The sequence below is a fragment of the Mesoterricola sediminis genome (assembly GCF_030295425.1).
Lineage (GTDB): Bacteria > Acidobacteriota > Holophagae > Holophagales > Holophagaceae > Mesoterricola > Mesoterricola sediminis.
Map to the genome: position 1 here is coordinate 2,999,723 of NZ_AP027081.1, position 21,623 is coordinate 3,021,345.

The window sequence follows — 21,623 nt, forward strand, 5'->3', positions numbered from 1 at the left end:
CCGGCGTGGGGATCCGGCGCGGGCCGGTGCACTTGCATAAAACAGTTGGCTTCCAGGATATCCCGAGGGGGGAGGGGCCACCCAGGGCATTTTCCATCCCCGGGCGCGTCAGCGCCTGTGCACTCCGCCCGGGTATCGGAGGCCCGGAGGCCCCGGCGGGGAAAGCCTTGTATCCTGATGAAACCCGCATTGAAAAATGCGCCCTCCCCGACCCGCCCATGCCCCTCGTCATCACCTCCCGCCAGGAAGCCCCCGCGCACCACGCGTGGGCCGATTGCATCGTGTCCATCGACGACCCGGGCGCGACGCTCCGGATCACGGGCCCGCACCATGGGCTGTTCCTGTTCGAGGACACGGACACGCCGGAGGCCGGGGGCCCCACCCTGGCCGTGGCCGAGGCCATCCTGGCCCACGTGGACGCCTGCGGCGCCACGGCCCGCTCCAACCTGCTGGTCCACTGCTTCTACGGCGTGAGCCGCAGCCCCGCGGCGGCCCTGGGCATCCTGGCCCATTTCGGCATGCCGGTGGCCCTGGCCTGGTCCCGGGTCCGCCGGGCCCGCCCCCAGGCGGTGCCCAATGTCCAGCTGGCGCGGCGCTTCGACGAGGCCGTGGGCTGCCGGGGGGAGCTGGCGGACCTGGCGGAGACCATCGTCCGCCACTACCGCACCGGGCGGCCCTGGCCCACGGACGACTGACCCGGCCCGTCCGCGTTTCCTGGTGTAATGGCCTCCGGACCCGGGGTGCCGGCGTCCCCCGAGGTCGACCATGCCCTTCCTTCGCGCCCTGTTCCTGGTCCTGGCCGTGCTGCCCCTGGCGGCCCGGCCCCGCCCCCTCCCCCTGAAGGCGGCGGGCCTGGCCGCGCCGGGGGTGGCCCTGTTCGTGCCCCAGGGACTGGATCCCGCGGCCCTCCCCCCCTCGCCCGCGCTGGTCGCCCAGCCCGCCTTCCAGGCCCCCCTGCCCCACGCCTGGCGGCTGCGTCCGGCCTTCTCCCAGGATGGCGACCGGACCACGGCCCGCTTCCGCCTGCCCGCGGACGTGGACCTCTACGGCACCGGCGAGGTCACCGGCCCCCTCCGGCGCAACGGCACCCGCATCGAGCTCTGGAACACCGACAACTACGGCTACGGCAAGGCCGGGGGCCGGCGCCTCTACCAGAGCCACCCCTGGGTCCTCGGCCTGCGGCGGGACGGCACGGCCTTCGGGCTCCTCTTCGATTCCAGCTGGAAGGCCGACCTGGACTGCCGGGACGGCGTGGCCTTCACCTGCCGGGGCCCCGCCTTCCCGGTGCTCGTCATCGAGCGCGCGTCGCCCGCGGCGGTGCTGCGGACGCTGGGGGACCTGACGGGGCGCATGGACCTGCCGCCGCGCTGGGCCCTGGGCTACCAGCAGAGCCGCTACTCCTACGCGCCCGGCGCGCGGGTCCGGGAGATCGCGGCGGCCTTCCGCGCGCGCCGCATCCCCTGCGACGTGCTCTGGCTGGACATCGACTACATGGACGGCTACCGCATCTTCACCTTCGACCCCAAGGGGTTCCCCGACCCCGCGGGCCTCAACGCCGAACTCCACGCCCAGGGCTTCCGCACCGTGTGGATGATCGACCCGGGCGTGAAGGCCGAGGCCGGCTTCGCGGTCCGGCGGAGCGGGGACGCCCTGGACGCCTGGGTGAAGGACGCCTCCGGCGCCCCCTGCGTGGGCGAGGTGTGGCCGGGCGACTGCGTCTTCCCCGACTTCACGCGCCCCGAGGTGCGGGCCTGGTGGGCGGGCCTCTACGGCCCCTTCCTCGCCCAGGGCGCGGACGGGATCTGGAACGACATGAACGAGCCCGCGGTCTTCGGGACCCCCGACGGCACCCTGCCGGAGGACAGCCGCCACGGCGGCGGCGGCGGGCTCCCCCCGGGCCCGCACCTGCGCTACCACAACCTCTACGGCACGCTCATGGCGCGGGCCACCCGGGAGGGCATGCTCGCCGCCCGCCCGGGGCTTCGCCCCTTCCTCCTCACCCGGGCCGGGTTCCTGGGCTCCCAGCGCTACGCCGCCACGTGGACCGGGGACAACACCTCCACCGAGCGGGACCTGCGCCAGGCCATCCCCATGACCCTCAACCTCGGCCTCTCGGGCCAGCCTTTCAACGGCCCCGACCTGGGCGGCTACGCCGGCGACGCCACCGGCGAGCTCTGGGCCCGCTGGTGCGCCTTCGGGGCCTTCTTCCCCTTCGCCCGGGGCCACGCCGCCAAGAATGCCAACGCCAAGGAACCCTGGGCCTTCGGGCCGGAGGTGGAGCGCACCTGCCGCATCGCCCTCCAGCGCCGCTACCGCCTCCTGCCCTACCTGTACACCTGTTTCCGGGAGGCGGCGGAAACGGGCCTCCCCGTGCTGCGGCCCCTGTTCCTGGCCGACCCCGCGGATCCGGCCCTGCGCCAGGAGGCGCGGGCCTTCCTGCTGGGCCCCGATCTGCTGGTGGTTCCCGCCTGGGCCGCCGACGCGCCGCGGCCCCGCGGCAGGTGGCTGCCCCTCTCCCTCGTGGAGGGCGACCTGGACGACCCCCTCCAGGCCCGCCTCTACCTGCGGGAGGGCGCCATCCTGCCCCTCGGCCCCGTTGTGGAGACCACCGCCCAGGCCCCCGAGGGGGCCACCACCCTGGCCGTGGCGCCGGACGCCGCCGGCCACGCCGAAGGCCGGCTCTACCACGATGCCGGGGAGGGGTTCGCCTACCGCGCCGGGGACTACCGCCTGGTGACCTACCGGGCCAGCCGCGTGGACGGCACCCTCCAGGTGCGGGAGGCCCGGGTGGAAGGGCGCCGCCCCGCGCCCCCCCAGCCCTGGACCCTGCTGGAGCTGCGGGCCGGGGCCGACCTCAGATCCGCACCCCCACGCTGAAGGTCAGGGCCGTCAGGGTCCGGCCGAAGGCGGACAGGGCCTCCAGGCGCACCCCGAGTTCCACCGGGGCGAGGACGACGCCCGCCCCGACGTGGGCGCAGGGCCGGAACCGGGAATCGGCCAGGGCCTGGGTCTCCCGGTGGCCGCACAGGCCCCTCCGGGGGACGGCGGGGGCCGGCAGCCAGGCATTGGGGGCGGCCCGATGGACGGGCCGGAGGTGGGGGGGCTGCCGGGAGACGACGGCCGGTGCGGGGGCCCCCGCCCGCCCATGCTGGTGGCCGTCCCGGTGGCAGTCCGCCACGGACCGGGGGACGAACCGCTCGTGGTGGCTGGCCAGCCGCGCGACGCCCACCCCCACGGACAGGAAGGGGCCCGTCCCCACCCCCGCGGGGTAGTGCCGGAAGGCCACCCCCGCCCCGTAGCGCCGGAGCGTCACCGCCCCGTCCCGGTCCCCGGCCAGGTGCGCCTCGCCCAGGGCGTGGGGCCGCCAGGCGCGTCCATCCGATCCCATCGCCAGGCCGACTTCCAGGCGCAGCTCCTGGCGCGCCCCCAGCGGCTGGGCGAGGGCGAGGCCCAGGTCCCAGCCGGAGCGGCCGCAGGAAAAGCGCTCCCGGACCCCACCCGACGGCTGGTAGAGCCCCACCTGGAAGCCGAAGCCGGCCTCTCCCGCCTGGAGCCCCGCGGCGAGCAGGGCTCCGCCCAGAAGGGTGATCATGCGATGGGTCACGGTCCATGTCCTTTCCGCTCGCCACCCTCGCCCGGATAGGCGAGGCGGGCCAGCACGCCCTCCCGCCGGATGATCCAGGCGTGGGGCGCCCCCCGGCGAACCCAGCCAAGGATGCCGCGCCGGGTCAACCGGTTCCCGGCCAAGGGCCCCACCCGCACGAGCACATCCCCGACGCGGCAGCCCGCCCGATCCATCCCGCTGCCGGGCCGGACGGCGATGACCCGCAGGACCGCGGGCGACACGCCGCGATTCCAGGCCACCGGCAGCGTCCGCGACGCGGGGCGCCGGAGGGGCATGTCCAGGGCCCGGTCGGCCGGAACCTCCAGGCAGGGGACGGCAAAGTCGAAGCCCACGGCGCACCCGGACCAAAGATCCAGGCCCAGGAGCCCGCGACCGTCCGGGGCGCAGCAGTCCACGGGCACCTCCCGCCACCGGAGTGCGCCCGCGCGGACCTCCTCCAGCCACCCCACGCGGCTGCGGGTCCGGGTCCTGGACAGGCCCGCCCCCTCCACCCACGCGCGGCCCGGAGCGGGGCAGCGGTCCGGCGGGACCTGGACGCCCCCCATGCTCCCCGTGTCCACGTCCGCCAGCAGCGTCCCGCCGCCGGCGCGCAGCTCAACCTGCGGTGGCGCCCCGGGCACCCGGCGCAGGGGCACGGACCGGGTCCGGCCCGGAAGCCGCCGCCCCGGCCACCACCGCCGCCGGGGCAGGTCCAGGACGAAAGGGAATTGCTCCAGAAGATCCATGCCCAGGACCCCATCAATGGGGGCATCCTCCAGAGGACCGAAGGACCCGCGCAGATCGACCCGCACCACGGGCACGTTCGTCCGCACGAAGCCCGGGAAGGCCAGGCCGTGGAGACGCGCCCGGGCACCCTCCACCCGGACCCCCGTGATATCCCAGACCGGAACGCTCCGGCCCTCGTCGCGCACGAACCGGGCCGGCATCGCCGCGTCCACCAGGGTGGCGCTGGCGCCCGTATCCAGGAGGAACCGGAAGGTCCGGTCCCCCTCCCCGGCCCGGCTCGAAGCCAGCCGCACGGCCACGATGCAGAACCCATCCTCGTTGACCTCCAGCGGCACGCCCGCAGGGCCGACTGAGGCGGGCAAGGACCCGGCAAGGCCGATCGCCGGAACCGCGGCCAAAGCTATCACCCATCTATTCACGGCTTCTCCCACCCGTCATTAAAGAAACCTAAAAAGGTCTGAACAGCCCATGAAATAGGGACCTTCAGCCCACGCTATGACTTACGACAAACCTCCAAAAGGTTCCTTGACGGGGATCCCCCCGCGCCGACGTTGATCCCAGCCCGGGCCCTTCCAGAACCCCTTTTTCCCACGGAGGAAACCATGACCTTCAAGCACGCAGCCCCCCTGTGCCCCCACGCCCCCAGGACGCTTGATCCTGACGCCCTGGCCGGCGTCCGGGGCGGCCAGGGCCCCGCCCATGAAATCACCACCACGATCAACCAGGGCCCCGGCAGGGCGGTCTTCGGATCGATCGACTACACGCACCGGTTCCCCAACGGCATCTCCCTGGGTGGAAGCGTCAGCCGCCAGGGAGGCCGCACCGCCGGCGGAATCCAGGTGGGTGGCGCCTGGGGCGACCACGGCACCTGGAGCGCGGGCGCCACCCGCCAAAGGGGGGAGACCGGCGTGGTCTTCCGGGGCGGCTTCCGCTGGTAGACCCATCCCCCCCGCGCCGGGCCGCGGCCCGGCGCGGGGGCGTCCCCTTTGAGGACCGGCCGGTTGATGCCATCCTCGGAGCATCGCCCCGAGGTCGCCGTGCCCGTGCTCCACCCCGATCCTGCCCGCATTCCGCCCACCCAGGGCGCGGAGCAGGAGGTGCTGGCCGCCCTGCGCACCCTGCCGCCGGAGGCCCACGTGTTCGTGCGGCTCCAGATCCTGGATCCGGAGACGAACCGCGACCGGGAACTGGATTTCCTGGTGATCCACCCGACCCTGGGCCTCGTGATCGTGGAGGTGAAGGGCCAAGGCGTGCGGCCGGAGGGGGAGACCTGGGTCCGGCGGAACCGGCAGGGGGTGGACGAGGTGATGGACGAGCCGCCCGGCGTCCAGCTCATGGCCCAGCAGGCGCTGCTGCTCCAGCACCTGAAGCGCGCGGGCCTGGGCTTCGTGCCCCGGATCACGCGGGTCCTGGCCCTGCCGGCCCTCCAGCTCCCGGCCGGCGCCGATCTGGGACCGGACCTGCCCGCCTGCCGCATCCTCACCCGGGAGCGCCTGCGGAACCCCTACCTGGCCTTGCGGGCGGCCGTCACCGGGGGCGCCGACTGGGAGGCCTGGTCCCGGGGGGAGCAGGCCCGCCTGTGCGGAGTCCGCCCGGACGTGCTCCGCAGCCTCCTGGAAGCGCTGCTGCCCCGCCTGGCGCCGCCGCCCCCCCTGGCGGACCTGCTGGCGGCGGAGGGCCGCCTCCAGGACGAGACGGCCCAGCGACTCCTGGATCACCTGGCCCACAATTTCGCGCGTGGCCGCTATCACCTGACGGGGGGCCCCGGCTCCGGCAAGAGCCTCCTGGCCCGCGACGCCGCCCGCATCTGGGTCGCGGAGGGGCGCAGGGTCCTCGTCGTCGCCTTCAACAAGGCCCTCACCTACGCCACCCAGTGCGCCCTGGAGGACCTCTGCGCGGCCGGCAAGGTGGACGTGAGCACCTACCACGACCTGGCCTGGAACATCCTGGACGCGGCCCACCGCCTCCCGGCGCCCTGCGAGCCCACCGCCTGGTACAACGAGGTGCTGCCCGGCGGCGTCGCCGAGGTCCTGGTCCCCGGCGCGGTCCTGCCCGGCCTGCGCTACGGCGCCCTCGTGGTGGACGAGGCCCAGGACCTGGAACCCCACTGGATCGCCCCCCTCCTGAACCTGCTCGAGGACCCCGCCCGGGATCCGGTGCTGCTCCTGGAAGACCCGGCCCAGAGCCTGTTCCGGGCCGGCCGCCACACCCTGGGCCAGCCCTGGCGCCTCGACCTGAGCCTGCGCCAGCATCCGGCCATCCGCCGTGCCGCCTGCCTCGCCTATCCCGCCTGCGGCTGGGAGGCGCCGGCCCTGCTCCCCGAGGAGCAGGCCGTGTTCCTGGAACCGAGCGGCCCCGGCCGGTGGCGGGCGGATGTGGCGCGCTGGCTCCACCGGCTGGACGAGGAAGGGGTGCGGCCCGACGACGTGCTCATCCTCAGCCCCCACCGGCCCGAGACCCTGGGCATCGCCGACGGGGACCGCCTGGGGCCCTGGGCCGTGAACCCGGAAGCGGACTGGTGGCAGGGGGAGAAGGCCGGCCGGGTCCGCATGGGCAGCGTCTTCCTGTTCAAGGGCCTGGAGGCGGACGTGGTGATCTACCTCCAGCCCCGGTACGCGCGGCCGGACGCGGGCCGCCTGGCCTACACCGCCTATTCCCGGGCCCGCCACCGGCTCGTGGTGCTGGAGAAGGCCCTGCCGGAGCCCGCCCGCCCCAAGGCCCCGGCCGCGCCGCCCCCCCCGCCTCCCCCGCCCGTCGTGCCTTCGGTGCCCCGCCTTCCCTACCGGTTCAAGCCCGAGGAACGGGCCCGGCTCGCGGGCGCCCTCACCGCCGCCCGCACCTGGGGCACCACCGTCGACGCCGATCCCGCCTGAGCCGCCCATGCCGCCCCTGCCCCACCCCTCCCTGGCCCTGGTCCTCCTCGCGGGCGCCGCCCTGGCCGCGGGCGCGGTGCTGGGCACCCGCCATGCCCCGGGCCCGGACGACCCCGTCTGGCGGCTGCGCTGGGGCGCCTGGCGCGTCCTCGCCCGCCTCGGCCGGAACCCGGGCGCGACATGGCACCGCCGGGGCCTGGCCCAGGGGGACCCCGAGCGGGGCGTGCCCTGCCTGGAGGAGGCCGCCCGGTACGATCATCCGGAGGCCCACTTCGAACTGGGCCTCTGGTACGAGGAGGGCGGGCACGGCCCGGGAAGCCGCGACCGCGCCGCCCGCCACTACCGCGCGGCCGCGGAGGCCGGCCACGCCGAGGCCTGCTTCCGGCTGGCCGAACTGCTGGGCTGGGGCATCGGGCCCGCCCGGGACCCCGGGGTGGCCCTCCGGTGGTACCAGCGGAGCGCCCAGGGCGGCTTCCGGCCCGCGATGGAGGCCCTGGCGCGGATCTACGAAACGGCCGACGGGGTGCCCGAGGACCTGGAGAAGTCCGTGGCCTGGACCCTCCAGGCCCGGGAGGCCGAACCCGCTCCCCTGCGCTGCAGCCGCTTCGCCCGGCCCAGCCCCGCCCGGGCCCCCGCGCCGGAACCGGGCCCGGAGGCCGGCCCCAACGCCGAAGCCGACGCCCGCTTCCGCCTGGGCATGGGCCTGCTCAGCGAGGGCCGGGACCCGGCCGCGGCCCTGGGCTGGCTCCGCCGCGCCGCGGAAGGCGGCCACCTGGAGGCCATGGGGGAGCTGGGGCGGCTCCTGGCCGAGACCGGCGACCCGGAGGGCGAGGTGTGGCTGCGCCGCGCCGCGGCCCTCGGCCACCCCGGCGCCCAGGTGCGCCTGGGGCACCTCCGGGGACGCACCGCCGCGGGGCCCGGACGGGGCTGATCCCGCCCGGGGGCTATTCCTGCTTCTTGAGCTTCAGCGTGCCGGTGGCCATGGGGGAGGTCCAGGTGCCGGAGAGGCCGTCCTCGGAGAACGTCACTTCGAAGTCCATGGTGGCCTCGGTGACCCGGATGACGCCCTTGCTCACCTTGGCGCGCTGGACCTCGTCGCCGAAGTCGCCCACGGCGGTGGCGAACCACATCGTCTTGCCCTTCACCTTGGTCCCGTCCACGGTGAAGGTGGCGGTGAGCTTGCCCTTCACATTGGCGTCGAAGGCCCATTCGCCCACCCAGTTCCCGGCGAGCCGGGCGAGAAGGGCCGCGTCGTCCTCGGCGCGGGCGGTGGCGGGGGCCACGGCCAGGGCCGCGGCGAGGAGGGGCAGACGGAATCCCTTCAGCATGGGCTTCTCCTTGAAAAAGGCTGTTACCGACCAATTGTCCGGTATCTTAGCACGGGCGGCCGGAGGCCGCCGCCCGGATCTCGCCGATTTTCCGCCGGATGTCCGCCAGGGTGAACGGCTTCTCCTGGAGCCACACGAAGGGATCCTCCCCCGCGGCCACCTCCAGGGCCGGTTCCACATACCCGGTGGCCATCAGCACCGGCAGGACGGGATGCCGGCTGCGGATGGCGGCCAGGGTCTCGACGCCGCCCATGCCCGGCATGTTGTTGTCGAGGATCACCAGGTCGGGTACCAGGCCGGCGTCCAGCTTGGCCAGGGCCTCGGGACCCCCGTTCACCCAGGCGCAATCGTGGCCGATCTGCGCGAGCATGGCCGGCAGGGTATCGAGGATGATGGGATCGTCGTCCACCAGCAGCACCCGAAGGCCGGCGCCGCCGTCGGCCGCCGGGGATTCGGCCCGGGGCCCCTCGGAAGCCTCCCGGGGACCCGCGGCCGGGAACCGGAGGGTGACCCGGGTCCCCTCCCCTTCCCGGCTCTCCAGGTCCACGGTGCCCCCGTGGGCCTTCATGGTGCCGTAGACGCCCGCGAGCCCGAGCCCGGTGCCCTTGCCGGCGGGCTTGGTCGTGAAGAACGGTTCCATGGCCCGGCGCAGGACCTCCGGCCGCATCCCGCTCCCGGTGTCGGCCACGGCGAGGAAGGCGCCGCCCCCGGCGCCCTTCCCCGTGGACAGGGTCAGCGTCCCGCCGGCGGGCATGGCGTCCAGGGCGTTGACGCACAGGTTCATGAGGGCGTTGGCCAGGGAATCCGGCTCCCCCGCCACCGGCTGCAGGTCCGCGTCCAGGGCCTCCACCACGGCGACCCGGGCGAAGGAAGTGCCCCGGAGGATCTCGGCCTGGGTCCGCACGAGGGCGTTCAGGTCCACGGGCCGCGCGTCGCCGAGGCCCTTCCGGCTGAAGTCGGTCAGGGTCCGCACGAGCTTCCGGCCCCGCTCCGCGGCCGAGAGCAGCAGGTCCAGGGGCCGCGTGATGGCCGCGTCCCCCTCCCGCACCTCCCGGAGGGTGGAGGCCACCGCGACCACGGACGCCAGGATGTTGTTCATGTCGTGGGCGACGCCCCCCGCGAGGCTGCCGAGGCTCTCCAGCTTCTGGGCGTGGAGCAGCTCGGCCTGGAGCCGCTCCCGTTCCCGCTCCGCCTCGAGCCCTGCCGTGAGGTCCTGGCAGAGCACCAGGAGGCAGGGGCCGCCATCCAGGTCCACGGCGCGGGCGGTGAGCATCGCGGTCGCCAGCGTCCCGTCCTTGCGCACCAGCTCCAGCCGCCGCGGCGCGAGCCCGCCCGTGGCCTCCACCTCCGCGCGCAGGGAGGCCCGGTCCGCCCCGGCGGGCCAGAGGCCGAGCTCCTCCGTGGTGCGCCCCAGGGCCTCCTCCCGGCTCCAGCCGAAGGTGCGGGTCCAGGCCGGATTGAGATCCAGGAACCGGTCGTCGGCGAGGCGGCTGAAGGCGATGGCTTCCGGGGACAGCTGGAAGACCCGCGCGAACCGCTCCTCGCGCCGCAGCAGCCCCTTGAGGAGGTAGCTGGCGGACATGGACAGCAGGGCGGCGAGGAACAGGCCGTTGACCCCGATGATGAGCCAGGCCACGCCCGAGGCGGGCGCCGCGGGCGACGGGAGGAGGCCGTGGGCCGCGGCCACCCCCGCGGCGGCGTAGGTGGCCGCGGCCAGGATCCCGCACGCCACCGAGGCCCGGAGCCCCCAGAGGAGGGCGGCCAGGACGGGGACCACGCCCAGCCACAGGGGGCCCGTGGCGAAGGTGCCGAGTTCCACCAGGAGCAGCGCCGCCACGCCGTAGACCATGGCCAGCAGGCCCCCCGCCTTGGCGCGGTACGACCAGCCTGGATGGAAGGCCGCCGCGGTGATCCAGGCCAGGGCCAGGGTATCCCCCGCGGCGACGGCGGCGTGGCCGTACCGCACGGCGTAGTACAGGCAGGGCAGGTACGTGGCGAGGCCCAGGACCGCCCCCGCCTTGAGGAGGCGGTCGACGAGCTGGCCGCGCCAGGCCGCCAGGGCCTCGGCCCCCAGTTGGCCGGACGGATCTTCCCCCGCGGGAGTCGGCAAGCGAGGACCTGGACGGGCTGGAAGGACCGGGGGGGGCGGCGTCATAAGGGATCGTTGGGGCCGATCATGCCACAGATGGGGGCCGACCGGAGGGAGAGATGGCCTAAAAATGCCCTTGTTTTCCAAGCAATCCAGGCCGCCGGGCGGAGCCCGGACCGGTAAAAACCGCGATCGCCAGGCCGTGATCCAAATCGCCTGTTTCAACTGATATCCTGGGGGGCTTCCCGCTCCGGGCGGCCCCCCAGGATCCCCTTGAAGTTCCTCCCCTGCCTGTTTCTGGTCTCCACCTGCCTGGCGGCGCCCGCCGCTCCTCCGGTCCGGATCGGCATCCTCGCCTTCCGCCCCAAGCCCCAGGCCCAGGCCCAATGGGCCCCCCTGGCCGGCGTGCTGGGCCGGGCCCTCCCGGGCCGGGAGATCCAGGTGGAGACCCTCACCTACCCGGAGCTGGACGCCGCGATCGCCGGCCGCCGGGTGGACTTCGTGCTCACCAACCCCGCGCACTACATCCTCCTCCGGAGCCACCATCACCTGACGTCCCCCCTGGCCACCCTGGCCACCACGGAGAGCGGCCAGCGGGTCAGCGCCTTCGGCGGCGTCATCCTCACCCGTGCAGGCGATCCGGCCCACACCCGCCTCGAGGACCTGCGGAAGGCCTCCATCGCCATTCCCGACCTGGCCTCCCTGGGCGGGTACCAGATGCAGGCCTACGAGCTGCGCCAGGCCGGCCTGCCGCTGCCCGACCGGGACCGGCTCGTGGTGACCGGAATGCCCCACGACAACGTGGTCCGGGCCGTGCTGGAGGGCCGGGCCGACGCGGGTTTCGTCCGCACCGGCACCCTGGAGGCCATGGCCCGGGAGGGCCGGCTGGATCCCGCCCGGATCCGGGTCCTCCAGACCCTGCCGACGCCGTATCCGGTCGCCCTCAGCACCCGGCTCTACCCCGAATGGCCCTTCGCGGCCCTGCCCCACGCCGACGAGCAGGTCGCGCGCCGGGTGGCCGGCGCCCTCCTCCTCCTGGGCGAGGACGACCCCGCCGCCCACGCCATGGGCATCCAGGGCTTCGCCGTGCCCGCGGACTACGAGCCCGTCGCGCGCATCCTCCGGGAGCTCCGGCTGCCGCCCTACGAGGCCCCGCCCCCCTTCACCTTCGCGGACGTGTGGGCGCGGTACCGCTGGCCTTTCCTGGCGGTGGCGGTCTCCCTCCTGGCGGCCGCGGTCCTGGGCATCCGCCTGCTCCTGGCCCACCGGCGCCTCCGGTCCAGCCGCGAGCTCTTCGCCCTCGCCTTCCAGATGAGTCCGGACCCCATCAGCATCCACCGCCTCGACGACGGGACCTGCGTGGCCGTGAACCAGGGCTACCTGCGCGCCACCGGCCACGCCCGGGAGGACCTGGTGGGGCGCCGGGGCTTCGGCAAGGACTATCAGACCTGGGCGGACGCCACCCAGTTGCTGGCCTTCATGGAGCGGCTCCGGCGCGACGGGGCCGTGGACGCCCAGGAGGCCACCTTCCTCGCCAAGGACGGCCAGCCCCTCACGGGGGTGGTGTCCGCGCGCATCCTGGACCTGGACGGGGTGCCCCACGTCCTGGCCATCGCCCGGGACGTGACCGGCCTGCGCAAGGCCGAAGGGGAGCGGCGCGCCCTGGAGGCCCAGCTGCACCAGGCCCAGAAGATGGAGAGCCTGGGCGTCCTGGCCGGCGGCGTCGCCCATGACATGAACAATGTCCTCGCGGCCATCATGGGCCTCGCCTCCGCCCATGTGGAGACGACTCCCGAGGGCACGCCCACCCGCAAGGCCTTCGAGACCATCCTCAAGGCCGCGGAGCGCGGCGGCAAGCTGGTCAAGGGCCTGCTCCGCTTCGCCCGGCAGAACCCCGCCGAGGAGCGCGTGCTGGACCTGAACGCCCTCATCCAGGAGGAGGCCAGCCTCCTGGAGCGCACCACCCTCGCCCGGGTGCGGCTCCGCATGGAGCTGGACCCCGGGCTGCGCCCCATCCGGGGCGAGGCCGGGGCCCTCGCCAACGCGCTCATGAACCTGTGCGTCAACGCCGTGGAGGCCCTGCCCGCGGACGGGACCCTCACCCTGCGCACCCGGAACGCCGGCCCCTCCACCGTGGAGGCCGAGGTGGAGGACGACGGCGCCGGCATGGGCCCCGAGATCCTGGAACGGGCCCTCGATCCCTTCTTCACCACGAAGGAGCCTGGCAAGGGAACCGGCCTCGGCCTGTCCATGGTCTACAGCACCGTCAAGGCGCACCGGGGCACCCTCGACATCCGGAGCGAGCCGGGGCGCGGGACCCGGGTCGTCCTGCGCTTCCCCGCCGTCGTCGGCATCCCGGCCGCCCCCGCGGGCGACACCGCCAAGGCAAGCGGGCCGGCCCGTCCCTTGTCCGTGCTCGTGGTCGACGACGATGAGCTGGCCCTGGCTTCCACCCAGGCCCTGGTGGCCGCGCTCGGGCACACCTGCACCTCCGCGGCCCGGGGCGAGGAGGCCCTGGCCCTGGCGGGGGCCGACACCGATCTGGTGATCATGGACCTGAACATGCCGGGCCTGGGCGGGGCGCGGACCCTGCCCCTCCTCCGCGCCCGGTGGCCCAAGCTGCCCGTCCTGCTGGCGACGGGGAAGGCGGACCAGACCGCCCTGGACCTGGTGCGGGGCTGCGCCCACGTCACCCTCCTGGAGAAGCCCTTCACCCTGGCCGACCTCCGCACCGCCCTGCTCGCCCTGGAGCCCGCGCCGTGACCGGGGGGTTCCCCTCCCGCCTCCGCGCCCTCCTCCTGGCGGCGGCGGCCCTCGCGGCCAGCGCCGCGGGGCGCCCCGTGAAGGTGGCCGTCTTCACCCACGTCCCGGCCATCTACCAGGATCCCGTCGATCGCGCCGCCAAGGGGTTCTTCGTGGACATGCTGGCCGAGGTGGCCGCCCGCGAGGGCTGGGAGCTCGAGTACGTGCCCGGGACCTGGGCCCAGGGCCTGGACCGCGTGCGGAAGGGGGAGGTCGACCTGATCACCAGCGCGGCCCGGACCCCGGAGCGGGAGCGCTACCTCGCCTTCGGCCAGGAGGCCTCGTTCACGGTCTGGAGCCTCGTGTACGCCAATCCGGGCGTCCACATCGGGACCATCCTCGACCTGGCCGGGAAGCGCGTGGGGATCACCCCCGGCGACGTCAACGGCGCCCACGTGCGCGAGCTCTGCGACGGGTTCAAGATCTCCTGCACCTTCGTGCCCGAGGACTCCTTCGAGGAGATCCTCCAGGGCGTGGCCGCGGGCCGCCTCGACGCGGGGGTCACCCCGTCCACGTTCGGGTACGCCCGGGAGGGCGGCTACAAGGTCATCCGCACCCCCGTCGTGGTCTCCCCCTTCGACCTCTATTTCGCCACCGCCCTCGGGCGGAACGCCGACCTCCTCGCCGCCCTGGACCGCTACCTGAAGGCGGGCAAGGCGGACCGGGGCTCCACGTACCACGCCGCCGTGGACCGCTGGATGTTCGCCCACACCAGCCGCGCCGTGCTCCCGTCCTGGGTGCCCACCGCCCTCCTGGCCGCCGGCGGCCTCCTGGTCACCGCCCTGGCCGCGGTCCAGGTCTTCCGGCGCAGGGTCCAGGCCGCCACCCGCCGCATCGTCGCCCTGAACCGCGGCCTGGAGCATGAGCTGGCCGAGCGGCGCCGCACCGAGAGCATCATCTTCAACGTCGCCAGCGGGGTCTCCAGCTCCACCGGGGAGACCTTCTTCCAGAACCTGGTCACCTACCTGGCCCGGGCCACCGGCGCCGACTTCACCTACGTCTCGGAGACCTTCACCCGGGACGGGGCCACCTGGCTCCGGATCCTGGCCCGCCACGGCGAGGGCGGGGCGCCGGGCACCGAGTATCCCCTGGCGGGAACCCCCTGCGAACGCCTCGCCCCCGGCGGCCTGTGCACGTACCCCGCCGGCGTCGCCTCCCGCTTCCCCGGCAGCGCCCCGCTCCAGGACATGGGGGCCGAAGGCTTCGTGGGCGCGCCCCTGGAGGATGCCGAAGGCCGGCTGAAGGGCGTCCTGGCCGTGGCCACCCGGCGCCCCATCCAGGATCCCGCCGAGCTGGAATCCCTCCTGAAGATCTTCTCCTCCCGAGCCTCCGCGGAACTCCAGCGCCGGCTGGTGGAGGACGAGCGCCTCGCCATGGAGCGGCGCATCCAGCACTCCCAGAAGCTGGAGAGCCTGGGCGTGCTCGCGGGGGGCATCGCCCATGACTTCAACAACCTCCTCACCGCCGTCCTCGGCCACCTCAGCCTCGCCCAGGTGAAGCTCGACGCGGCCTCCCCGGCCCAGGTCCACCTGGACGCCATGGAGCGCATCGTCCACCGCGCCTCCGACCTGACCCGGCAGATGCTGGCCTATTCCGGCAAGGGCCGGTTCGTGGTCAAGAGCCACGACGTGAACCAGGTGATCCGGGAGATGACCCACCTGCTGGAGGTCTCCATCTCCAAGAAGGCCTCCCTCCGCCTGGACCTGGCCCCCGGCCTCCCCCCCATCGAGGCGGACGCGGCCCAGATCCAGCAGGTGGTCCTCAACCTCGTCACCAACGCCTCCGACGCCATCGGGGACGCGGAGGGCATCATCCGCGTCACCACCGCCTTCCAGACGCTCGACACCGCCTACCTCGACCAGGTCCTCCAGGGGCAGGCGATGACCCCGGGCCCCTTCGTCATCCTCGAGGTGGGGGACACGGGCTGCGGCATGACGGCCGAGGTGATGGCCCGGATCTTCGACCCCTTCTTCACCACCAAGCCCAATGGGCACGGCCTGGGCCTGTCCGCCATCCAGGGCATCCTCCGGGGGCACAGGGCCGGCATGCGGATCTACAGCGAGCCCGGCCGCGGAACCACCTTCAAGGTCTTCTTCCCGGCCACCCCCCAGGGGGTCGTCGCCGGCTCCAGCGAGGCGGCGGCCCCGGCCGAGGCGCCCCTGTCCGGCACCGTCCTCCTGGTGGACGACGAGGAGATCATCACCCTGGCCGTCACCGGCATGCTCGACGCCCTGGGCCTCCAGACCCGGGTGGCCCACAACGGCCGCGAAGCCCTGGAGCTCTTCCGGCGGGAGCGGGACCACCTCGACCTGGTGCTCATGGACCTGACCATGCCCCAGATGGACGGGCGGGAGGCCTTCCGGGCGATCCACGCCGAGGCCCCGGACCTGCCCGTGGTGCTCAGCTCGGGCTACAACGAGCAGGAGTCCATCCAGGAATTCATCGGCCGCGGGGTGGCCGGCTTCCTTCAGAAGCCCTACACCCTCCAGGCCCTCGCCCAAGCCATCCGGCCGCCTCTCATGCGCCGGGCCGCCCAACGCCGCACCCAGGAAGCCCGCTGATGTCCTGCCACGAGCCCTCCCAGACCTCCTCCTGCTCCGGCGGCTGCGGCTGCTCGGCCTCCGGCGGCACGCCCTGGCTCGCGGCGCTGCTGGACGCCGGCCTCCGGGGCCGGATGCTGCGCCGCTTCGGGCCCGCCCTCGCCGCGGGCGCCCTGGCGGGGCTGGCCCTCGGCGCCGCCGCCCTCCTCCTGTCGGAGCCCCTCGGCCCCCTGGGCCCGGCCCTGGGCGGTCCCTGGCTGCGCCTCCGCGCCGCCGCGACCCTCCCCGCCGGCGCCGCGGCCGGGGTCGCCGTGGCCCTGCGCGCCGGCAAGCCGCACGCCGCCACCCTCGTCCTCGCCGGGATCGGCCTCGCCCTGGGCGGGGCCCTCAATGCCGGCCTGGAAAGCGGCGGAACCCTCGCCGCCGTGGCCGCCTTCCTCCTCCTGGGCCTGCCCCTGGCGGCCGCGGGCAGCCTCCTCTGCGCCCGGTTGGGATCCAGGGCCACGGTGGCCCCGGCGGGCACCGCCCCCACGTCGCCGTCTTCGCCCAACCTTCCGACCCACCCGGTCTCATAAATCCGTAAGTCGAGTAACTCGGATTTTGGGACCGGGTAAGTCGGGTCGATGTGGCCCCGAAATCCGAAAAGTCGAAAAGTCGTCATGCCGGCTGGATGGGCGGCATAAGGGTTTGAGGCCTGCGTTGGGTCCATGTTCATTCGTTCTGTGCAGACCTCCCAGGGCAAGGTCGGCACATCATTCAACAATCATCAGCTGGTTGAAAGCGACCGGGCGGAAGCGGGACCCTGGCAGCGCCTGATCACGAACCTTGGAAGCCTCGACCTGCCCAGGGAGCGGTGGAAGGACCTGGCCGCGGCCCTGGACTTATCCCAAGCCTCCCCGTGCATCCCCTTTATCCCCGTTGAAAATACAGCCGGGATGGGGCGGCGCATCCGTTACCCGATTGCGCCGTCCCATCCCTGCGATTTCATTCGCCGGGGATGCACGGAGATGGACGGGGATGCCTGGGATGCTGCCTCTGCTCCCTCGCCCTGACCCTCGCCTCGATACTCCCAAATGGCCGGCGTCGTGCTGGCTGTGGAGCTATTCGCTGTAATCGGTAGTGATCTTTCGAGTGGGTCGGAAAATCGGGTGAGGCGGACGCGGCCTTGGGCCCGCAGGCCGGGGCGAGGGCCAGGATCCAAGGCGGCGCGAGGGCAAGGCCGAAGGTGAGGCCGGGACGCAGGGGGGCTCCCGGGGCATCCGGTGCGGGGATCCCCTCGATGGATCGCCGGTTCCCACTCCCGCCGGAGGGCGTCCAGCGGGGCCCAGGCGCGGATCAGCCCCGGCCGGGCCGCCGCGTCACGCCCCGGCCCTGGGCCCACCAGCTCCGCTCCTCGGCGAAGCAGACGTTCTCCAGGTCCGCCACCTGCGCCTCCAGGTGGTCGCGGGCGTCCGCGATGGCCCGGTTGTACACGTGCGGCCCCACCTCGTGGAGCACGAAGCGCAGGAACCCCTCGGCCTTCAGGTCCCCCACCTCCTCCCCGAAGGCCTCCTCCAGGTAGCGCCGGATGGAGCCGGTGAGTTCGCGCTCCTGGTCCTTGCCGAGGGTGATGTCCATGGTCGACCTCCGCTCCCCAGCATAGGACGAAAAAAAGCACCCCCCTTGCGGGGGGTGCTTCCATGCAGCGGGCCGGGGCTCAGTAGCCGTTGATCCGGAAGTCGTCGATGTTCACGCGCTCGTCCTTGTTGGCGTCCATCTTGCGGATCTCGAAGCGGATGGGCTGGTTCACGTTGATGGTGAACGTGGACGGGACCAGGGTGGTGGAGGCGGGGGCCACGATGGAACCGGCCTGGGTCCAGGTGGCGCCGGCATCCGTGGAGTAGAAGAGGGCCCAGGTCCCCAGGGTGTTGGAGCCGTAGCGGGCGCTCATCACGGTCACCGTCTGGGCGCCGTAGGCGTAGTCGGCCTTCATGGTGAGCTTGCCGGAAGGCGCGGTGGTGGCGTTGCGGATCCGCACGGACTGGAGGCCGATCATGGGGTCCGAGGCCGAGGTGCCGATGAGGGCGTCGGTCATGGTCCAGTCGCCGGCGCTGCAGGTCACGGTGCCGGCCGTGTAGCTGGCCTTGGTGCCCGTCTCGAACGTCTCGTAGAAGACGTGCGCGCCGGAAGGCAGGACCGTCACGGTGAAGGTCGTGCTGGTGGCCTTCCCGCCGGCGTCGGTGCCGGTGACCGTGATGGTGGCCGTGCCGGACTGGCCGCCGACGAGGTTGACGGTCAGGACCCACTTGGTGAGGGTCGTGTTCCAGGTCTTGGAGATGCCGGCGTCGGTCACCAGGGCCTGGTTGTCGGAGGTGGCGCTGACCGTGATGAGGTTGGCGGCCGTGGCGTCATCGGTGAAGGTGAAGGTCTGCTTGGCGGTCGTCGTCCCGTAGGGCACCGTGATGTTGTAGAGGGTGGTCGGGTTGAAGGCCGGGGGATAGTTCACGGGGTCCTTGATGGTCACGACCCGGGTGATGGTGCTGGTGTGACCCGCGTTGTCCGTGGCGGTGAAGGAGACCTTGTAGTCGCCGGCCGCCGCGAAGGCGTGGGTGGCGTTGGCCGTGGAAGCCTTCGTCCCGTCATTGAAGTCCCACTCGACGGAAGCGATGGGATCCGGATCGGGGGCGGCCAGGGCCTTGAACGTGACCGTGGCGCCCGTCAGGGCCGTGGTGGTGTCGATGGTCGTCCAGGTGTTGTTGGAGTTGTGCTGGTGCCGGTACTCCGTGTCCCAGCTGGGCTGGATCATGTGGACGTTGGGCTTGTTGGGACCCTGCCGGAAATAGGAACCCCAGTTGGTCACGTCCACCGTGGAGGTGAACCCGGCGGGCAGCGCCGTCGCCGGCGCGGGGAAGAAGGTCAGGCCCGTCAGCTCCTGGACGCGGTCCACCGTGGTGGTGAACTTCCAGAAATCCTTGTCGGTCATGTCCGCGTAGGGCTTGTCGATGGTGCTGCTGTTGGGCAGGATCGTGGCCAGGACCACGGGCACGCCCGGAGCCGTCTCACGCACCATGATCTTGTAGAAGGCGTTGGGAACGGGGATGTTCTTGGTGCCGATCGGGGGAACGATCTGCTCCCCGAAGATGGGCCCGGTGTAGACCCAGACGCGGCCGTAGGCGGCGGGGAGGGCCGTGGTGACCAGGTCCTCGAAGGTCTGCCAGGGGCCGCCGTTGAAGGGCTGGTCCTGGGGACACATGTTGGTCATGTACATCGAGGACTGGCCGGCCTCCGTGCCGTAGTGGTCGCGCAGGTCCGCGAAGCCCGTCTGGTGGCCGCGGCTCCAGCCGGTGTTGGAGTAGTCGCTGGAGGTGAGGCTGCCGGGGACGCGGGTGTCATCGGGGTAGGTCCCGGGCCGGGAGGCGTTGGAGACCTGGACGGAGGGGAAGAAGCACGCGGCGGAGAAGAGCGGGTTCAGCTTCGCGGTGTCGTAGCCGAAGCGGAACGATCCGAGGGTCGTGTCGGCGGGGGCGGTGGTGTAGAAGGAGGACCACACCGTGTAGGTGCCCGGCGTCGCGGAGGTGGGATCGCCCGCGTAGACCGGCTTGGGCGGCGCGACCGCCAGCGTGGCGGTGTTGCTGTCCACGTGGCCCGCGGCATTGCTGACCTTGACGAAGTACTGGTCGGCGGTGGCGGACAGGTCGGTCGCGGTCACCGTGTAGGTGGCGCTGGTGGCGCCCGTGATCACGGCGCTGTTCTTGTACCACTGGTAGCTGAGCCCGTTGCCGGTGGCCGTCACCGAGAAGGTGGCGCCGTCGGGGGCCGTGACCACCGTGTTGGCGGCCGGCTGGACCGTGATGACGGGGGTCGGCACGGCGTTGACCGTGAGGATCGCGGCACTGCTGGTGACCGTCTGGCCGGCACCATTGGTGACGACGACGGTGAGGCTGCCGGCGTCCGCAACGGCGGGCGTGGCGAGGGTGTAGGTGGCGGAGGTGGCGCCGGTGATGGCGGTGGCGCCGTTGTACCACTGGTAGGACAGGGGCGCGGTGCCCGTGGCGGTCACGGTGAAGGACACGGACGTGCCCTCGTCCACGGTCTGGGAGACGGGCTGGGTGCCGATGGCCGGCGCAATGGGGACGACCACGAGGGTCGCCGCGGCGCTGGTCACCGTCCGGGTCAGGGCGTCGCCCACCACGCAGGTGAACTGGGCGCCGTTGTCAGTGGCCCAGACGGTCGCGGCCGTGGTGTAGGAGGCCGCGTTGGCGCCGGCGAGGATCGTGCCGTTCTGGTACCACTGGTAGGTGAGGGGCGCGACGCCCGTGGCCGTCACGGAGAAGGTGGCGGTGGCGCCGTCGGTCACGCTCTGGCTGGCCGGGGCGGACACGGTGAGGGCCGGGTTGACCGTCAGGACGGCGGCGGCGCTGGTGACGGTCGTCGCGGGGTTGGTCGCCTTGACGGTGTACGTGCCCGCGTGGGCCACGGCGGCGCTGGCGATCGTGTAGGTGGGGGAGGTGGCGCCGGCGACGGCGTTGCCGCCCAGGAACCACTGGTAGGTGATGGGCGCGGTGCCGGTGGCGGCGGCCGTCAGGGTCACCTGCTGGCCGACGGAAACCGTCGTGGTGGCCGGCTGGGTGGTGAACACCGGGGCGACGGGGACCACGGTCAGGGTCGCCGCGTTCGTGGTGACGGTGCGGTTGAGGGCGTCGGTCACCGTGCAGGAGAACTGGGCGCCGTTATCCGTGCCGTAGACGGTGGCCGGGATCGCATAGGTGGCCGCGGTGGCGCCGGTGAGGGCGGTGGTGCCCCGGAACCACTGGTAGGCGTAGGGGGCCTTGCCGCCGGCGGCCACGACCGTGAAGGAGGCCGGGGCGCCGTCGGTGACGCTCTGGTTGGCGAGGGCGGCCGCGCCGAGGGCGGGCAGCACCTGGACGACGGCAGCCTGGCTCGTCGTCGAGCCCAGCAGGTTGGAGACCGTCACCGTGTAGCTGCCGGCGTCGGAGACGGCGGCGGCGGCGAGGGTGAAGGTGGCCGAGGTGGCGCCGGCGACGGCGGTCCCGTCCTTGGCCCACTGGTAGGTGAGGGGGGTGGTGCCGCTGGCGGCGACCGTCAGGGAAACCGGCTGGCCGGCTTCCACCGTCGTGCCGGTGGGCTGGGTGGTGATGGCCGGGCCGTCGATGACGGTGACCTTGGCGGCATCACTGGTGACCGACCCGGCACTGTTGGACACCTGGACCGCGTACGAACCGGCGTCCGAAGCGGCGGCGGCGGCCACGGTGTACGTGGCCTGGGTCGCCCCGGCGAGGGCGGCGCCGTCCTTGGTCCACTGGAAGGCCACGGCCGGCTTGCCCGTGGCCGAGACCGACAGGGCGAAGCCCTTGCCCTTCTGGACGGAAATGCTCGCCGGCTGGGCGAGGATGGCGGGTTTCACACTGGCGCCCGTGGACGCCTCGTTGGAACTCGAACTGCAGGCCACCGTCACCACCGAGAGGGCGGAGACGGTTGCGAGGGCGAGCGCGCTCAACGCGTGATGCAACAGGCGGGCTGGGCGCGCTGGCGCCCTGCGGATGTTCATGGCAGCTCCTCGACCCCAGGTGGGTCAGTTTTGCGGTGATCCGGATAGATAAAAAATTAACAAACACCGGACAAGCTGCCTAGCAATTTCCC

14 protein-coding genes are annotated in these 21,623 nt (G+C 73.2%); 8 read left to right on the forward strand and 6 right to left on the reverse strand.

Translation table 11 applies throughout. The features are described from left to right. Positions 1-218: 218 nt before the first annotated feature. Positions 219-695, forward strand: coding sequence for a hypothetical protein (locus tag R2J75_RS13165; RefSeq protein ID WP_243332845.1), 477 nt, complete (start codon positions 219-221; stop codon positions 693-695). Between the two features lie 70 nt (positions 696-765). Continuing rightward, positions 766-2,877: a TIM-barrel domain-containing protein gene (locus R2J75_RS13170; RefSeq protein WP_316410352.1), complete on the forward strand. Its 2,112-nt coding sequence runs from the start codon at positions 766-768 to the stop codon at positions 2,875-2,877. Here R2J75_RS13170 and R2J75_RS13175 read toward each other — a convergent pair. After that, entirely contained in the window at positions 2,855-3,604 is a 750-nt protein-coding gene (locus R2J75_RS13175) for a hypothetical protein (protein WP_316410353.1), read from the reverse strand. The two genes, R2J75_RS13170 and R2J75_RS13175, sit on opposite strands and share 23 nt — an antisense overlap. Then, on the reverse strand, positions 3,601-4,713 hold the full coding sequence (locus R2J75_RS13180) for a retropepsin-like aspartic protease (protein ID WP_316410354.1): 1,113 nt from the start codon (positions 4,711-4,713) through the stop codon (positions 3,601-3,603). Before R2J75_RS13180 ends, R2J75_RS13175 begins: the two co-directional genes overlap by 4 nt. Before the next feature lie 240 nt (positions 4,714-4,953). Between R2J75_RS13180 and R2J75_RS13185 the strand changes: the two genes are divergently transcribed. The 3 genes from R2J75_RS13185 (at position 4,954) to R2J75_RS13195 (ending at position 8,155) form a co-directional block, all read left to right on the forward strand. Next, positions 4,954-5,289 carry a hypothetical protein gene (locus R2J75_RS13185; protein WP_316410355.1) on the forward strand — a complete coding sequence of 112 codons (336 nt, stop codon included), beginning with the start codon at positions 4,954-4,956 and terminating at the stop codon, positions 5,287-5,289. A gap of 66 nt (positions 5,290-5,355) precedes the next feature. Further along, entirely contained in the window at positions 5,356-7,224 is a 1,869-nt protein-coding gene (locus R2J75_RS13190) for a nuclease-related domain-containing DEAD/DEAH box helicase (RefSeq protein WP_243332861.1), read from the forward strand. A 7-nt stretch (positions 7,225-7,231) separates the two neighbouring features. Then, on the forward strand, positions 7,232-8,155 hold the full coding sequence (locus R2J75_RS13195) for a tetratricopeptide repeat protein (protein ID WP_243346269.1): 924 nt from the start codon (positions 7,232-7,234) through the stop codon (positions 8,153-8,155). Between the two features lie 13 nt (positions 8,156-8,168). Here R2J75_RS13195 and R2J75_RS13200 read toward each other — a convergent pair whose 3' ends face one another. Next, positions 8,169-8,552: a hypothetical protein gene (locus R2J75_RS13200; RefSeq protein ID WP_243332837.1), complete on the reverse strand. Its 384-nt coding sequence runs from the start codon at positions 8,550-8,552 to the stop codon at positions 8,169-8,171. Positions 8,553-8,598: 46 nt separating this feature from the next. Next, positions 8,599-10,662: a hybrid sensor histidine kinase/response regulator gene (locus tag R2J75_RS13205; RefSeq protein WP_243332835.1), complete on the reverse strand. Its 2,064-nt coding sequence runs from the start codon at positions 10,660-10,662 to the stop codon at positions 8,599-8,601. 252 nt (positions 10,663-10,914) lie between these two features. Between R2J75_RS13205 and R2J75_RS13210 the strand changes: the two genes are divergently transcribed. The 3 genes from R2J75_RS13210 to R2J75_RS13220 are packed head-to-tail and all read left to right on the forward strand — an operon-like array spanning position 10,915 to position 16,558. Then, positions 10,915-13,404 carry a PhnD/SsuA/transferrin family substrate-binding protein gene (locus tag R2J75_RS13210; RefSeq protein WP_316410356.1) on the forward strand — a complete coding sequence of 830 codons (2,490 nt, stop codon included), beginning with the start codon at positions 10,915-10,917 and terminating at the stop codon, positions 13,402-13,404. Further along, positions 13,401-16,004, forward strand: coding sequence for a response regulator (locus R2J75_RS13215; protein ID WP_316410357.1), 2,604 nt, complete (start codon positions 13,401-13,403; stop codon positions 16,002-16,004). Before R2J75_RS13210 ends, R2J75_RS13215 begins: the two co-directional genes overlap by 4 nt. Then, the gene (locus tag R2J75_RS13220; protein ID WP_316410358.1) at positions 16,004-16,558 is read left to right on the forward strand and encodes a hypothetical protein; all 555 of its coding nucleotides are present in this window, start codon (positions 16,004-16,006) and stop codon (positions 16,556-16,558) included. Before R2J75_RS13215 ends, R2J75_RS13220 begins: the two co-directional genes overlap by 1 nt. A gap of 760 nt (positions 16,559-17,318) precedes the next feature. On the opposite strand, the gene R2J75_RS13225 is transcribed toward R2J75_RS13220, so the two are convergent. Next, positions 17,319-17,600: a DUF2164 domain-containing protein gene (locus tag R2J75_RS13225; protein ID WP_243332826.1), complete on the reverse strand. Its 282-nt coding sequence runs from the start codon at positions 17,598-17,600 to the stop codon at positions 17,319-17,321. A gap of 79 nt (positions 17,601-17,679) precedes the next feature. After that, positions 17,680-21,480, reverse strand: coding sequence for an immunoglobulin domain-containing protein (locus R2J75_RS13230; RefSeq protein WP_316410359.1), 3,801 nt, complete (start codon positions 21,478-21,480; stop codon positions 17,680-17,682). Between the last annotated feature and the right edge of the window lie 143 nt (positions 21,481-21,623).